Annotated in this window: 12 protein-coding genes; 5 read left to right on the top strand and 7 right to left on the bottom strand. The window is 66.8% G+C overall.

The genetic code is table 11. The annotated features are described in order from the left end of the window. Positions 1 to 28: 28 nt before the first annotated feature. Both N5E02_RS01000 and N5E02_RS00995 read right to left on the bottom strand, forming a co-directional pair. Positions 29 to 364 (bottom strand): hypothetical protein, encoded by a 336-nt coding sequence (locus tag N5E02_RS01000; RefSeq protein ID WP_279945712.1) that lies wholly within the window; start codon positions 362 to 364, stop codon positions 29 to 31. A 31-nt stretch (positions 365 to 395) separates the two neighbouring features. Continuing rightward, positions 396 to 1,730: an MFS transporter gene (locus tag N5E02_RS00995; RefSeq protein WP_005420583.1), complete on the bottom strand. Its 1,335-nt coding sequence runs from the start codon at positions 1,728 to 1,730 to the stop codon at positions 396 to 398. Positions 1,731 to 1,953: 223 nt separating this feature from the next. On the opposite strand from N5E02_RS00995, the gene yedA reads away from it, so the two are divergent. Next, positions 1,954 to 2,859 (top strand): drug/metabolite exporter YedA, encoded by a 906-nt coding sequence (gene yedA, locus N5E02_RS00990; protein WP_005420582.1) that lies wholly within the window; start codon positions 1,954 to 1,956, stop codon positions 2,857 to 2,859. Further along, on the top strand, positions 2,856 to 3,752 hold the full coding sequence (gene rarD, locus N5E02_RS00985) for an EamA family transporter RarD (protein WP_065185636.1): 897 nt from the start codon (positions 2,856 to 2,858) through the stop codon (positions 3,750 to 3,752). Before yedA ends, rarD begins: the two co-directional genes overlap by 4 nt. Positions 3,753 to 3,872: 120 nt before the next feature. Here the strand turns inward: rarD and N5E02_RS00980 are convergent, their stop codons facing one another. Continuing rightward, the gene (locus tag N5E02_RS00980) at positions 3,873 to 6,698 is read right to left on the bottom strand and encodes a TonB-dependent receptor (protein ID WP_065185637.1); all 2,826 of its coding nucleotides are present in this window, start codon (positions 6,696 to 6,698) and stop codon (positions 3,873 to 3,875) included. 358 nt (positions 6,699 to 7,056) lie between these two features. Between N5E02_RS00980 and N5E02_RS00975 the strand changes: the two genes are divergently transcribed. Next, the gene (locus N5E02_RS00975) at positions 7,057 to 7,356 is read left to right on the top strand and encodes a YrhB domain-containing protein (RefSeq protein ID WP_005420578.1); all 300 of its coding nucleotides are present in this window, start codon (positions 7,057 to 7,059) and stop codon (positions 7,354 to 7,356) included. A gap of 74 nt (positions 7,357 to 7,430) precedes the next feature. On the opposite strand, the gene N5E02_RS00970 is transcribed toward N5E02_RS00975, so the two are convergent. The 4 genes from N5E02_RS00970 to N5E02_RS00955 form a co-directional block, all read right to left on the bottom strand. Beyond that, entirely contained in the window at positions 7,431 to 8,753 is a 1,323-nt protein-coding gene (locus N5E02_RS00970; protein ID WP_005420576.1) for an ABC transporter permease, read from the bottom strand. A gap of 13 nt (positions 8,754 to 8,766) precedes the next feature. Beyond that, a complete protein-coding gene (locus tag N5E02_RS00965) occupies positions 8,767 to 9,924 on the bottom strand; it encodes an ABC transporter permease (protein ID WP_005420575.1) in 1,158 nt (385 codons plus the stop codon). A gap of 14 nt (positions 9,925 to 9,938) precedes the next feature. Beyond that, positions 9,939 to 10,628, bottom strand: a complete 690-nt coding sequence (locus N5E02_RS00960; protein ID WP_005420572.1) for an ABC transporter ATP-binding protein — start codon at positions 10,626 to 10,628, stop codon at positions 9,939 to 9,941. A gap of 102 nt (positions 10,629 to 10,730) precedes the next feature. Next, positions 10,731 to 11,978 (bottom strand): efflux RND transporter periplasmic adaptor subunit, encoded by a 1,248-nt coding sequence (locus N5E02_RS00955; protein WP_065178985.1) that lies wholly within the window; start codon positions 11,976 to 11,978, stop codon positions 10,731 to 10,733. 327 nt (positions 11,979 to 12,305) lie between these two features. Here N5E02_RS00955 and N5E02_RS00950 point away from each other — a divergent pair, with 327 nt between their 5' ends. Continuing rightward, the gene (locus N5E02_RS00950; protein WP_279945711.1) at positions 12,306 to 13,529 is read left to right on the top strand and encodes a sensor histidine kinase; all 1,224 of its coding nucleotides are present in this window, start codon (positions 12,306 to 12,308) and stop codon (positions 13,527 to 13,529) included. Further along, positions 13,526 to 14,128, top strand: coding sequence for a response regulator transcription factor (locus tag N5E02_RS00945; protein WP_005420563.1), 603 nt, complete (start codon positions 13,526 to 13,528; stop codon positions 14,126 to 14,128). The genes N5E02_RS00950 and N5E02_RS00945 overlap by 4 nt, the downstream gene beginning before the upstream one ends. Positions 14,129 to 14,577 lie beyond the last annotated feature (449 nt).

Below are 14,577 nucleotides of genomic sequence, written 5' to 3'. Positions count from 1 at the left end.
CGGCGGCTTTGCCGGCCAGCGGCCGGCACTACCCGCGCCGTCGCAGCAGCTTCCACGCGCCCCAGCCGCCGGCGGCGAGCGCGGCCAGATAGCACGCCGCCATCGTGCGCAGGCCGACCAGCGGCCCCGCGTTGACGCCGCGATGCAGCCGCAGGTGCAGCGAGCTGTGGCCGCTGCCCAGGTCCATCGCCAGCTGCAGCGCCAGCGCGGCGCAGAACACCAGCAGGGCGATCCCGAAACCCGTGCGCGGCCACGTGGCCTGCGCGTTGGGGCGGCGCAGCACCCAGGCCAATGCCGTGGCTGCGGCCAGCGCCACCGCGATCCACATCAGCGTGGTGGCGGGAGACGTAGCGGCCACCGGCATTGCGCCAGTGGCCGCGATCAGGGCAACGCGCTTACTTGCGGGTGCCGTCGAGCCAGTTCGGGCCCTTGTTGGTAAGGAAGAACACATAGACCACCAACGATACCGCGATCGTGGCGGTCACGTAGATGGCGAACCAATCGACGTGGCCGGTCTTCAGCGCGCCCTGGTACAGCAGCGGGGCGGTGCCGCCGAACAGCGAGTTGGCCAGCGCATAGCCCAGGCCCACGCCCAGTGCACGCACGTGGGTGGGGAACAGCTCGGCCTTCACCACCGCGTTGATCGAGGTGTAGCCGGTGAGGATGACGAATGCCAGCGCCAGGGTCAGGAAGGCCAGGGTGGCGTCATGCTGGTGCGGCAGCTGGGTGATCAGGTACCAGCTGTACAGCACGCCGCCGACGCCGAAGAACACCAGCAGGGTCTTGCGGCCGATGATGTCCGACAGCCAGCCGCCGACCGGTTGCAGCACCATCAGGAAGGCCAGCACGCCCAGGTTGATCAGGGTGCCGGTCATCGGGTCGTTGCCGGCGAAGGCGCTCTGGATCATCTTCGGGCCGTTCACCGAGTAGGTGTAGAAGGCCACGGTGCCGCCAGCGGTGATCAGGAAGCACAGCAGCAGCGGCCGCCACTGGTGCACGAACAACTCGTACATCGAACCGGACTTCTTTGCCTTGCCCTCGCGCGCGGCCTCGATCGACGACTCCGACAGCGATTCGTCCATGCCCCGGCGCAGCCAGAACACCACCACCGCGGCGATGCCACCGATACCGAAGGCGATGCGCCAGCCCCACTCGGAGATCTCCGGCTTGCCCCAGAAGGTCAGCATCAGCAGCAGGGTCAGCTGGGCCAGCACGTGGCCGCCGACCAGGGTGACGTAGTGGAACGAGGACAGGAAGCCGCGACGGCCCGGAATGGCGGCCTCGGACATGTAAGTGGCGCTGGCACCATACTCGCCGCCAGTGGCGAAGCCCTGCAGCAGGCGCGCGAACAACAGGATCACGGCGGCCCAGATGCCGATGCTGGCGGCGGTGGGGGTGATGGCGATGAGGAACGAGCACAGCGCCATCAACGTGACCGAGACGGTCAGCGCCAGGCGGCGGCCGTGGCGGTCGGCGAAGCGGCCGAAGAACCAGGCGCCGATCGGGCGCATCAGGAAGGTCGCCGCGAAGATCGCCCACACGTACAGGGTGGAGTTCTTGTCGTCCGGCGAGAAGAACTGCGATTCGAAGTACACGGCGAACACCGAGTACACGTAGACGTCATACCACTCCACCAGGTTGCCGGCGGAGCCTTTGAGGGTGTTGGAGATCGACCGCCGCAAGGCGGCACGGTCGTTCGCGGGGACAACAGGTTGGGACGTGGTGCTCATCTGGGTGGAAATCCTCGATGCGGCGCGTCCGTGCGCAGGGAAAACGGCGTCCGGCCTTGGGGCGGCGCGGCCGGGCAGCCCTCTTGGTACTGCATCGGCCGTCAACACGGGGTAGCAGACCAGAGCAGGGTGCATGGATGGATGACAGCGTGCCACCGTATGGGGTCCCGGACCATACTCAAAACGTCCTAGAATCCGCCTTCCCCCGGCTCCCTGGTGTGTCATGTCGGCTCCCCCCTCTTCGTCTGCGGCTGCCCCCCGGGGTGGCCTTGTCGCGCTGGCACTGCTGCTGGTCTACGTGGTCTGGGGTTCGACCTATCTGGGCATCGCCAAGGCCCTGCACGGCGGCGCACTGCCGCTGACGATGGTCTCCGGCAGCCGCTTCATCATTGCCGGCGGCCTGATGTTCCTGGCCTTGCGCCTGTTCTGGAAGCTGCCGAACCCGACGCTGCGGCAGTGGCGCAACCTGGTCATCATGGGTGTGACCATGCTGGTGCTGGGCAACGGCATGGTGGTGCTGGCCGAGCGCGAGGTGTCCTCGGGCCTGGCCGCCACGGCGGTGGCCTCGGTGCCGCTGTGGATGGCGCTGTTCTCGGCGCTGCGCGGGCAACATGCCAGCCGTGGTGAGTGGCTGGGCATCGCCATCGGCTTCCTCGGCGTGGTCTGGCTCAACGCCGGCAGCAGCCTGACCGGCTCGCCGACCGGGCTGGTGCTGCTGCTGATCGCGCCGATCGGCTGGGCGTTCGGTTCTGTGTGGGCACGCGGCCTGGACCTGCCGGGTCCGTTCATGACCGCGGCCGGGCAGATGATCTGCGGCGGCGTGCTGCTGGTGCTGATCGGCCTGGCGGTGGGCGAGCGCCCGACCACGCTGCCCGATACCGGTGGCCTGCTGGCGATGGCCTATCTGTGCGTGTTCGGCTCCATCGTCGCGTTCACTGCCTACGTGTGGCTGCTGCAGAACGTGCGCCCGGCGCTCGCGGGCAGCTACGCGTATGTCAATCCGGTGATCGCGGTGCTGCTGGGCGCGCTGCTCAACGGTGAGCGCTTCGGTTGGCGCGACCTGCTGGCGATGGCGGTGATTCTTCTGGGTGTGGTGGTGCTGACAATGGCAAGGACGAGAAAGAAGTGAGCATGGACGAGAAAGAACAACGCCGGGGCCTGCTGGTCACTGCATCCACCTTCGTGATCTGGGGCCTGGTGCCGGTCTATTGGCACCTGCTCAACGAGGTGCCCTCGTTCCAGATCATCGCCCACCGCATCATCTGGAGCACGGTGCTGGTGCTGAGTTGGCTGTTGATCAGTGCGCGCCTGGGCTGGTGGCGGAAGATCGCCGCGCAGCCGCGCGCGCTGCCGATCCTGCTGGTGTCGAGCCTGACCATCGCGTTCAACTGGGGCCTGTACATCTGGGCGGTCAACGCCGGTCATGTCATCGAGACCAGCCTGGGCTACTTCATCAACCCGCTGGTGAACGTGCTGCTGGGCGTGCTGGTGCTGAAGGAACGGCTGCGCCGGCTGCAGTGGGTAGCGGTGGCAATGGCGGCGGTGGGCGTGGCCTGGCTGACCATCGATGCAGGTACGCCACCGTGGATCGCGCTGGGCCTGGCCTGTTCGTTCGGCTTGTATGGCCTGCTGCGCAAGCTGGTCTCGGTCGACCCGGTGGCCGGCCTCGGCGTGGAGAGCATGTACCTGTTCCTGCCGGCGCTGGCGTTTGCGATCTGGGCCGAGAACGGCCACGGCGGTGCGTTCTTCCATGGTTGGGGCTGGCGCAACGACCTGCTGCTGATCTTCGGCGGCGCGGTCACCGCAGTACCGCTGATCGGCTTCGCCTACGGCGTGAAGCGCATTCCGCTGTCGCTGGTCGGCATCCTGCAGTACATCGCACCGAGCCTGCAGCTGCTGCTGGGTGTGTTCTTCTTCCATGAGGCATTCGACACTGCCAAGGCGATCGGGTTTGCAGCGATCTGGGCTGGCCTGGTGCTGTTCGTCGGCGACAACATCCGCACGATGCGCGCCAAGCGCTAGCGCCGGCGGGGATCCGACCCTGCTTCCACGCAAAAAAGAACGGCGCCCCGAGGGGCGCCGTTCTGCTTCCATCCACGGCCAGGAGAGAGGGATGGCCGTGGCGGGAACGCGGTTGCAGGCTTAGAAGCGCTGCTGGTACTTCATGTACATGAAGCGGCCGATGTCGAAGCCACCGTAGTAGGTGAAGCTGCTGTTCGGCTGGCTGTACATGATCGGGCCCTGGTGGTTGAACACGTTGTTCACGCCCAGCGACACGGTGCCATCCCACGGCAGGCTGTAGCGCACCTGCAGGTCGTGGAAGGTGTTGGAGCCCACCCTGTTGGTCGGCGAGGCGCTGGTGTACGACGAGTTGAAGCCCGGCATGTTGCACTCGTCCATGTACGAGCACTTCTCCTTCATGCTGGAGTAGTAGCGCGCGGTCCAGCCGATGCCGAGGTCGCCATACTGCCAATCCAGGTTGAAGGTGGAGCGCACGCGGAAGTCGCCCGCCCAACCGGTACGCTGTTCCACCGGGGTGGTGGCGGCGCTGTCGTTGCGCTGCTCCAGGTAATCGGTGTAGGTGGTGTTCCAGTTGACGGCGAACTTGCCGAACGCGGTTTCCGGCAGGCGGTAACGCACGTTGATGTCATAGCCGGCAGTTTCGCGGTAGCCCGCGTTGACCAGCGAGCGGTCCAGCGAGTTGACCTGGCCGTTGCTGCCACGGGTGAAGCGGCCACAGGCAGCATCCGAACCCTGCACGTAGCACTGTTCCAGGATGTTGGTGGCCGACTCACCGACGATGGCGTTGTCGATGCGGATCTTCCACCAGTCCAGGCTGACGTCCAGGCCCTGCACGAAGTCCGGGCTGTAGACCAGGCCCACGGTCCAGGTCTTGGCGGTTTCCGGCTTCAGGTCCGGGTTGGAACCCGAGCTGAAATCGGTGGTGGCCTGCTGGCCGGGCTTGGTGGCCACGCTGCCATCGCTGTTGAGCTGGCGGAAGTTGGCCGGCACCTTCAGCGCCTGGCAACGGGCAGCGACGGCCGGGCTGCTGGCGGCGGTGCCGAAGGAGGTATCGCACGGGTCGGTGAACGAGTCGCGACTGCTGACGGTGCCGCCATACAGGTCATCCACGGTCGGCGCACGGAAGCCGGTGCCGTAGGTGGCGCGCACCAGCAGGCTGTCGATCGGCTTCCACTTCAGGCCGAACTTGCTGTTGGTGGTGGAACCGAAGTTGTTGTAGTCCGAGTAGCGACCGGCCACGTCCAGCGACAGTTCGCGGGCGAACGGCAGGTCGGCCAGCAACGGCACCTGCAGTTCCAGGTAGGCCTCGTTGAGCGAGTAGTTGCCGCGGGTCGGCTGGCCGCTGGTGCCGGCGATCTCGCCCTTCTGCACCTTCATGTCCGGCGTGTAGCTGGCCTCCTCGCTGCGGTGCTCGAAGCCCATCGCGGCCAGGATGTCGCCGGCCGGCAGGGTGAACAGCGAACCGGAGATGTTGCCGCTGGCGACCTTGGTGGTGCTCTGCATCTTGTCGACGAAGCGGGTGAACAGGTAGTCCTGCACGTCCTGGTTGCTCAGCGAGCCCGGGCCGGTGTAACCCATCGGGGCAGCCGGGTTCCACGGCACGCAGCCGGCGATCACCGCGCCCGGCGCACCGCAACGGGCCACGTTGCCGTCCATGAAGGACGGGCCGACGGCCAGGTTGACGTGCGGCTGGTACATGCTGCCGGTACCGATGCGCTCGCCTTCGTTGCGGTTGTACATGTAGTTGATGTTCCAGTCCCAGTACCGCGAACCGGTTTCGAAGCTGCCTTCCAGGCCGATGCTGGCGCGCTTGGTTTCCAGGTTGTTCTCGGTGCCGCGCGGCAGTTCCTCGGTGCGGTGCGCGAACAGCGCATCCTGGCCCCACAGGTTGAACGCGCTGTCCTTGGACAGGGCGGCACGGCTGCCATTGCGGGCCTGCGCGGCGCTGACCGAGTACGGGTAGCCGGCCAGGTGCTTGGTCGACTCGCGCTTGCTGTACAGCGCGTCGGCGACGATGCGCAGGTTGTCGGTGATCGAGAAGCCACCGTTGGCGAACACCGAGGTGCGCTCCAGGCCGGTCAGCAGGCTCATGTTCGACTTGGTGTTGGCACCATCGGCCGGGTTCGGCGCATGGAAGTTGCCGGCCTTGCTTGGGTCGCCGCCCGGACCCACGGTCAGGTTCTTGCCGCCGACGGTGACGTAGCCCCACGGCGTGTTGCCGTTGAGGCCATCGTTCGGGTGGCGCGGGCCGTTGGTGTAACGGCTGAACTCGCGGTCCTTGCCCAGCACCTCGTCTTCCTTGGTGCGCTCGGCGCCCACGCTGAACCAGCCGCGCTCGAAGGTCTTGCCGAAGGTTGCACTGTATGCGCGCTTCTGGCCGTCACCCTGGCCGTACTGGCCGACATAGACGCTGGCCTCGCCACCATCGAAATTCTTGCGGGTGATGATGTTGACCACACCGGCGATGGCATCGGAGCCGTACAGCGCGGAGGCGCCGTCGGTCAGCACTTCCACGCGCTCGACGATGGACGACGGGATCGAGGCCAGGTCGGAGTAGCCGCCGGCGCTGACGCCCATGCGGCGGCCGTCGATCAGCACCAGGCTGCGTTCCGGGCCAAGGTTGCGCAGGCTGACGTACATGCCGCCGAAATCGCGCGAAGAAGTCAGCGACGAGGCGCGGCTCATGCTCGGCGCACCGGCGGCAGGAATGTCCTGCAGGATGTCGGCGACGTTGACGTAACCCTTCTTCTCGATCTCGGCGCGGTTGAGCGCGACCACCGGCTGTGCGGTTTCGACACTGGCCTGGCGGATGCGCGAGCCGGTGATTTCGATGCGGTCGAGGTTGGTCGGGGTATCGCCGGCGCTCTGTGCGAAGGCGGGGGTGGTGCAGCTGGCGGCCAGCGCGATGACGATCGCGTTGCGCAGCGGATTGGTTTTCAGGGACATCCGTGAAATCTCGTGTTTCAGTAAAAACATGCGCCCGTTCTATGGGCGCGTGGGGTGCTGCAAACCAACGTGGGGGGCGCGATTCTAGAATGTTTTCATTCGTAACTGTTTGTCTCGACGCCGCTGGGAGTGCGCGAAGATGAATCGCAACCAACAATCCACAGATGCACTGTGCGCAGCGTCACGCGCACTGCGTCTGCGATGAGTAGAGGCATCGATAGCGGCACAGAACCGCCACGCTTGAGCGGTTGTGACAACACGCCGCAGTGCGCACTTGTACGCAGGTGCCTATCCGTTGCGATGCATCCACCCGCATGAAATGCTCTTCGCGCTGTCATCGAAAACAAGAGGCGAAGGAATGATCCAGCTCGACGAAGCACGCCGTCGCGTGCAGGCTGCACTTGCCAGCGACGATGAGCCGGTTGCCATCACGCACGAGCATGAGATGGTCGAAGGCTGGCTGTTCTGCTTCCAGTCGCTGCGCTACCTGCAATCCGGCGAGATCTCGGACGCGCTGGCCGGCAATGGCCCGATCTTCGTCGACAGGCATACGGGTGAGCAGCACGCGCTGGGCACGGCGTACGCGCCGGAGGAGGCTGTTCGCCGGCATTTGGCCCTGCGGCACCCACCATCCGATGTTGCGGCGATGGATGCCTGAGTTCAGCAACGAAAAAGGGACGGAGCCTTCGCTCCGTCCCCCTGCGTGATGCGCAGTCCACCGCTGCATGATGCTCAGGTTTCGCGCAGCGCCGTAGTGATCGGCAAACGCGCCGCGCGCAGCGCCGGGAACAGGCCGCCGACCAGGCCGATGCCCAGTGCCCATTTCAGGCCGGTCCACAGCAGTTCCGGTGATACGTGGAACTTGAACACCACCGCGCTGAAGTTGCTGCCGATGGTGGACACGCTGTAGCCATTGAACAGCAGCCATGCAACCGCACAGCCGAGCAGGCCACCGAGCAGCGCCAGCAGCATCGTTTCCAGCATCACGGCCGTCACCACCGGCAGGCCGCGGAAGCCGATCGCACGCATGGTGGCGATTTCGCGGGCGCGCGTGGCCACGGCCGCATACATGGTGTTGAGCGCGCCGAACACCGCACCGACCGCCATGATCGTGCCGATCACCTTGCCCAGAATGTCGATCAGCTTGGTCAGCCCGCCGCCCTGCTTGCTGTAGTAGACGCGGGTGGTTTCCACGTCCAGCTTCAGGCGTGGGTCGGCAGCGACGGCCGCCTTGAACTGATCGAAGCCGGCCTTGCCATCGGTACGCACGCTGATCGACTGCCAGGCGCTGCGCTGGTAGGTGGTGGCCAGCGTATCGGCGTCGGTCCACAGTTCCGAATCATGCGCATCGCCAGTGGCGAACACACCGACCACGGTCCAGGTCTGGTTGCCCAGCGTCAGCGTCCTGCCGACCTCCATGTCGCGGAACTGGCCCTTGGCGCCCTGGCCGACCACGATCTCGCGCAGCCCGGTGGCGAACTTGCGGCCCTCAACGATCTTGACCTTGTCATGCACCGCCCACGCCTGCGGGCCGACGCCGCGGAACTGCGCGTTGACGTCGGTGCCATCGGACTTGGACACCAGGTTGACCACCTGCGACAGCTCCGGTGACAACAACGGCCGGCCCTGCGCATCGCGGCTGATGCCGGGCAGGGTGGACAGCATGGGTACCTGTTCGCGGGTGATCACCGAGTTGGTCTCGGCCTGCGAGCCACCGCGCAGCACGATGGCAGTGGTGTCATCGCCGGTGTTGTTGAGCGTGGCCTGGAAGCCTTCGCCCATCGCCAGCATCGCCACCAGCACGCCGACCACGCCAGCGATGCCGACCACGATCACCGAGGACGCGCCCCAGCGCTGCGGCAGGCTGGCCACGCCGATGCGGGTGGCGGCCAACGCCAGCCGTCCACCGCGGGTCAGCAGCAACCACAGGGCCACCAGCACGGCCACGGCCAGCACGCCGATCCACGGCAGGCTGATCCACAGCACCAGGCCGACCGCCAGCAGCAGCACCGTCACGCCGTTGCCCAGCCACTTCTTGAGTTTGCTCTTGAACATGTCGGTGTTCTCCTCAGCGACCGGCCAGTGCGTCGACGATCTTCAGGCGCTTGGCACGCAACGCTGGCAACAGGCCGACGATGATGCCGATCACCACGATCAGGCCCAGCCCCATCAGCCAGGTTGGCGTCGGCACGTGCGGCGGCAGCATGCCCATGCTCTTCGGGCCGATGGCCGGCAGGATCAGGGCGGCCAGGCCCATGCCGATCAGGCCGCCCAGGCCGATCAGCAGCACCGACTCCACCATCACCAGGGTCAGCACGGTGCTGTCCTTGAAGCCCAGCGTTTTCAGCGTGGCCAGCTCCGGCACGCGCTCGCGCACGGCCTGCGCCATGGTGTTGCCGGTCAACAGCAGCAGGGTGAAGAACACCGCGCCCATGATCGAGGTGACGATCATGCCGATATCCGCGAACTGCTTGACGAAGGCCTGCTGGAACGCCGATTCGGTCTGGGTCTTGGTCTCGTGGTCGGAGTTGGCCGAGATCGCATCGATCGCCTGTGCGACCCGCGAAGAGTGGTCCGGGTTGTCCAGCGTCACCGTGTACCAGCTCACCTGGTTCTTGATGTAGTCGTTGGATTCATCGAAGTACTTCCAGTTCATCATCAACTGGCGTTCTTCGTTGGCGGCCAGCGCACGGTCCTTGGAACGGTAGATGCCCTTGAGCACCAGCGGCCAGTCGTTGCTGCCGCCACGCGGGAAGATCGTCGCCTGCAGCGGGATGGTGTCGCCGATCTTCCAGCCGAACTGCTTGGCAAGGGTTTCGCCGACGATGGCGCCGGTGCGGGTCTGCTTCCAGTCCTCCAGTTGTGCCGGATCGATCTGCAGTTCGCGGTAGACATCGAAGTAGTTGGGTGACACCGAGAAGTTCGGGAAGAAGTTCTTCGGGTCCTGGTAGATGCCACCAAACCACATGCCATAAGCCACGTCACGGACGCCGGCCACCTGCCGAACCTGTGCTTCCAGCCGGATCGGCAGTGACTGGGTGATCGACAGCCGCGAGGCCACCACCAGGCGGTTGGCGCCTTCCACGCTGCCACCCGACGAGAACGCCACGCGCACCGAATCGAGCATGCCAAACAGCAGGAACGCGGCCACCACCGACAGCAGGGTCAGCAAGGTGCGCGTGCGGCTGCGGAACAGCTGCGCCCACACCAACGAGAAGTATTTCATCGCTGTGGCCTCCGTCAGTGGGCCAGCGGCGCGTCGGCCAGCTCGCCCTTGTCCAGGTGCACCGTGTGCGTGGCGTACTCGGCGGCCTTCGGGTCATGGGTGACCATGATGATGGTCTTGCCGTGCTCGCGGTTGAGCTGCTGCAGCAGGCCGAGGATCTCCTCGGCCGATTGGCGGTCGAGGTCGCCGGTTGGTTCGTCGCAGATCAGGAAGGTCGGGTCGGAGACAATCGCGCGGGCGATCGCCACGCGCTGCTGCTGGCCGCCGGACAGTTCATTCGGGCGGTGGCTGCGACGGTCGGCCAGGCCGACCAGGGTGAGCGCGATTTCGGCATTGCGGCGGCGCTGCGCCGCACTGAGGTGGGTCAGCAGCAGCGGCAGTTCCACGTTCTTCTGCGCGGTCAGCATCGGCATCAGGTTGTAGAACTGGAATACGAAGCCGACATGGTGGCTGCGCCACGTCGACAGCTGGCCGCCACTCATCTGGTCGATGCGCTCGCCCTCGATGCTGATCTCGCCGCCAGTGGGGCTGTCCAGGCCGCCGATCAGGTTGAGCAGGGTGGTCTTGCCCGAACCGGACGGGCCCATCAGCGCGACGAAGTCGCCGCTGGCGATGTCCAGGTCGATGCCGTGCAGCACCTGCACTTGCTCGGGGCCACGCTGGTAGGTCTTGGTGATGTTGCGCAGTGAAACCAGGGTCGACATGGGTGGTTCTCCACGGGAGGCGGGAAACGGGGAAGCGCACCTGCGGCGGCCGCAGGCGTGCGTCGAGCGATGCTGCCGGCCGCGCCCACGGGCGCCAGGCCGTTACTGCGCTTGTTTCTGTTGCACCTTGGCGCCATCGCGCAGGGTGTCCGGCGGGTTCACCACCACCGATTCACCTGCGCTCACGCCCTTGAGGATCTGGCGGTCCTTGCCCATCGCCTGGCCGGCCTCGACCGTGCGCTGCTGCACGCGGCTCTCGTCACCCAGCACGAAGGCCACCGAGGCACCGTCGCGCTGCACCACGGCGCCGCCCGGCACGCGCACGCCCTGCGGCTTGGCGGCCGCCTGCGGCTGCGCCTGTTCCAGGAAGCTGACCCGCACGCCCATCTCCGGCACGATGCGCGGGTCTTTCACCTTCAGCGCCACGCGCACCTTCACCGTGGCCTTGCCGCGGTCGGCGGTGGGGATGATGGCGATCACCTCGCCGGGAATCTTCCATTCCGGGTAGGCGTTGAGCGTGGCTTCTACCGGCATCTTCGGCTGCACGCGGCCGATGAAAGCCTCGCCGACCTCGACTTCGATCTCCAGCGAGTCCATGTCCACGATGGTGCCGATGCCGGTACGGGTGAACCCACCACCCGCCGACAGCGGCGAAACGATCTCGCCGGGCTGCGCCGCCTTGGCGGTGACCACGCCGGAGAACGGCGCGCGCACGATGTTGTTGTCCACGCCCAGATCGGCGATGGCCAGCTGGTCGTTGGCAACCTTGACGTTGCGCTGCGCGGTATCCAGCTGCGCACGCAGGCTGTCGCGCTGGGCCACGGCCTGGTCGTACTGCGAGCGCGAGACCAGCTGCTGGCCAACCAGCGCCTGCAGGCGGCTGGCTTCAGCGGCGGCCTGCCTCTGCTGCGCCTCCAGCCCGGCGACCTGGCTGCGTGCGGCCTGCAGCTGCGAGGCGTACAGGCTGCGCTGCGCGTCGGCATCGATCGGGTCGAGCGTGGCCATCACCTGGCCAGCCTCGACCCGCATGCCTTCTTCGATCATCACCTCGCGCACCTTGCCGGTGATCTTGGCCGATACCGTGGCCATGCGCCGGGCGACCACGTAGCCACTGGCGTCGAGCACCGAGCTGCTGGCGCTGCCCTGCTGGATGGCCACGGCGGGAGCGGTTTCCACCTCTACGGCCGGTGCGCGGCCGAACAGGTAGGCCACGGTCGCGGCGACCAGCAGCACGACCACGATGATCGCGATCCACAACCCGCGGCGGCCACCGCCATTGCCTCCGGCGGCCGGCGGCGGCGACTTGCGGTCGATACGGAGTTCCTTCAACAGCTCGGCAGAAGCGTTCATTCGTTCCATCACATGCGTTCGGGCGGGTGTGGCCGGAAGCGCGGACGACGGCGGTTCCGGCGGTGGAGCGTGCGGCACAGCATGAAGGCAGGCACAGCGAAGACGGCAGTGACAGCTGTCATCCGATGACACTGACGGCGGCAACTGCGAAATGTGACCACGGCGGCACAGGATGGCAACGTTCCCGCTACCGGTACTGCCCATGGATCCGATCGCCCCATTGCCGGCCCGCCGCAGCGGCGCCGCCAAGCGTACCGTGATCTGCGCTCGGCTGCGCCGGTGCCGCCCAGCCGACGGTGGCGCCTGCGCGCAGGCGGCTGAACTGGCATGATCGGCGGCGATCGTCCCCGCCTGGAACCGCCCGTGCCGTCCATCTGGCTTGCCTCGCTGCTGCGCCCCGCGCCCGACTCGGCGGTGGCCGAGACGCTGCGCCGGGGAAAGTCCCCCTGGGGCGAGGCAATCCACCTGCTGTGGTCAGTGTGGATCTTCCTGACGCCCTTGCTTGGCCATGGCTTCACCCTGCGCTGGCTGCTGTTGACGCTGGCCAGCTATCCGGTGTTCCTGCTGCTGTACGCCAAGGTGATGGTGGCGCCGCGCCATCACGCCCCGCGCTATGCCCTGGGCCTGATCGCGATGTCGCTGGTGCTGCTGCCCTGGTACCCGTCCGGGCTGACCTACTTCGTGTTCGGCTGCGTGCTGCTGCGGGTGAGCGGTCGCGGCGGCTGGTGGCAGTATCTGCTGCAGCTCACTGGCCTGAACCTCCTGTTCTGCAGCCTCGCCCTGCTGTTCCAGTACCCGTGGCAGAGCCTGGTCTGGATCCCCGCCGTGTCCTATATCGTCGGCCTGGTCGTGAACGTGGAGGCACTCAACCAGCAGAAGGATGCGGCACTGCAGCTGTCGCAGGACGAGGTGCGGCGGCTCGCAGCCACCGCCGAGCGCGAACGCATCGGCCGCGACCTGCACGACCTGCTCGGCCACACCCTGTCGCTGATCACGTTGAAGCTGGAGCTGGCGCGCAAGCTGCACGACCGCGGCGACGCGCGCGCGCGGGTGGAGATCGGCGAGGCCGAGGCCATCGCCCGCGAAGCGCTGGCACAGGTCCGCAGCGCGGTCACCGGCATCCGCGCCAGTGACCTGGCCGGTGAGCTGGCGTCGGCGCGGCTGCTGCTGGAGTGCCAGCAGGTCCACCTTCAATACGCACCCCCACCGGCGATGCCGGTGGATGTCGAACGTGGGCTGGCGCTGGTGCTGCGCGAGGCCGCCACCAATATCGTGCGCCACGCACAGGCAACGCAGGCACGGGTGGAGTTCATGCTGGAGGGACGCATGCTGGCGATGCAGATCCGCGACGATGGTCGTGGCGGCGTGCAGGCCGAGGGCAATGGGTTGTGCGGCATGCGCGAACGCGTGGCCGCCCTGGGTGGAAGCCTGCAGGTGCAGTCCGCAAGGGGCGAGGGTACGGTGCTGACCGTGCGCGTGCCACTGGCCGCCGCGACCACACCGCTGCCGCCAGGCGTGCCGCCGTCGCTGGTGCAGGACGGTGCCGCATGATCCGCATCCTGCTGGCCGAAGACCAGGCGATGGTACGCGGCGCACTGTCGGCGCTGCTGGGCCTGGAAGCGGATATCGAAGTGCTGGGCAGCGCCGCCGACGGCGAAACCGCGTGGCGCATGCTGCAGCAGCTGCAGCCGGACATCCTGGTGACCGACATCGAGATGCCGGGCTTGTCCGGGTTGGAGCTTGCACAGCGCATCGCGCGTCACGAGCTGCCGATCAAGGTGGTGATCGTGACCACCTTTGCCCGCGCCGGTTTCCTGCGCCGTGCGTTGGAAGCGGGCGTGCTGGGCTATCTGCTGAAGGACGCACCGGCCGAGAACCTGGCCGAGGCACTGCGCAAGGTGAAGCAGGGCATCCGCGCGATCGACCCGCAGCTGGCACTGGATGCGTGGTCGCAGGCCGATCCGCTGACCGACCGCGAGCGTCGCGTGCTGCGGCTGGCGGGCGAGGGCCGCACCGCCAGCGAGATCGCCGAACAGCTGGGGTTGTCGCACGGCACAGTGCGCAACTATCTGTCCGAGTGCATCGGCAAGCTGGGCGTGGCCAATCGCATTGAGGCGTACCGGCTGGCGCGGCAGAAAGGGTGGCTGTAGGGGCGGCCTGCCTTTCCTGGTGATGTCGTTTCCGCGACCGCGGGTGGGTGTCACTTTCTTTGCGCGCAAAGAAAGTAACCAAAGAAACGCTCCGCCGGCCGCGAGCCGGCGCGCTTCGCACGCCGGTGCCCTGCGCTCCTCGGTCCGTCGAGGGACGGTGCGGGAACTCGCTGCGCTCAGACACCCGCACCTCTTCGCCCTCGCCGGACCTGCGGTGCTCGGCTCGCTCAAGGCGGACTTGAAGGTCAAGATCAACAGCAAGAGCATCCACGCATGGCGTGGATCTACTGGGTGCAGCTGTCGCTCTTGATGTTGGGTCCGCCTTGAGCGAGCCGAGCATCGCAGGGGAATCAGGGGCGAAGAGGCGCCGGTGTTTGAGCGTAGCGAGTTCGGCGCCGTCCCCTGATTCACCGAGAAGCACAGGGCACCGGTGCGCAGCACCGGCTCGC

It is taken from the genome of Stenotrophomonas sp. GD03777 (genome assembly GCF_029842485.1).
Lineage (GTDB): Bacteria > Pseudomonadota > Gammaproteobacteria > Xanthomonadales > Xanthomonadaceae > Stenotrophomonas > Stenotrophomonas sepilia.
This window is presented reverse-complemented; position numbering and strand designations above follow the sequence as displayed.

Excerpts from the sequence above, each read along its gene's own strand:
- N5E02_RS00975 (WP_005420578.1), top strand. The coding sequence starts at position 7,057 with ATGATCCAGCTCGACGAAGCACGCCGTCGCGTGCAGGCTGCACTTGCC.
- N5E02_RS00980 (WP_065185637.1), bottom strand. The coding sequence starts at position 6,698 with ATGTCCCTGAAAACCAATCCGCTGCGCAACGCGATCGTCATCGCGCTG.
- N5E02_RS01000 (WP_279945712.1), bottom strand. The coding sequence starts at position 364 with ATGCCGGTGGCCGCTACGTCTCCCGCCACCACGCTGATGTGGATCGCG.
- N5E02_RS00955 (WP_065178985.1), bottom strand. The coding sequence starts at position 11,978 with ATGAACGCTTCTGCCGAGCTGTTGAAGGAACTCCGTATCGACCGCAAG.
- N5E02_RS00965 (WP_005420575.1), bottom strand. The coding sequence starts at position 9,924 with ATGAAATACTTCTCGTTGGTGTGGGCGCAGCTGTTCCGCAGCCGCACG.
- N5E02_RS00960 (WP_005420572.1), bottom strand. The coding sequence starts at position 10,628 with ATGTCGACCCTGGTTTCACTGCGCAACATCACCAAGACCTACCAGCGT.
- N5E02_RS00995 (WP_005420583.1), bottom strand. The coding sequence starts at position 1,730 with ATGAGCACCACGTCCCAACCTGTTGTCCCCGCGAACGACCGTGCCGCC.
- N5E02_RS00950 (WP_279945711.1), top strand. The coding sequence starts at position 12,306 with ATGATCGGCGGCGATCGTCCCCGCCTGGAACCGCCCGTGCCGTCCATC.
- yedA (WP_005420582.1), top strand. The coding sequence starts at position 1,954 with ATGTCGGCTCCCCCCTCTTCGTCTGCGGCTGCCCCCCGGGGTGGCCTT.
- N5E02_RS00970 (WP_005420576.1), bottom strand. The coding sequence starts at position 8,753 with ATGTTCAAGAGCAAACTCAAGAAGTGGCTGGGCAACGGCGTGACGGTG.
- N5E02_RS00945 (WP_005420563.1), top strand. The coding sequence starts at position 13,526 with ATGATCCGCATCCTGCTGGCCGAAGACCAGGCGATGGTACGCGGCGCA.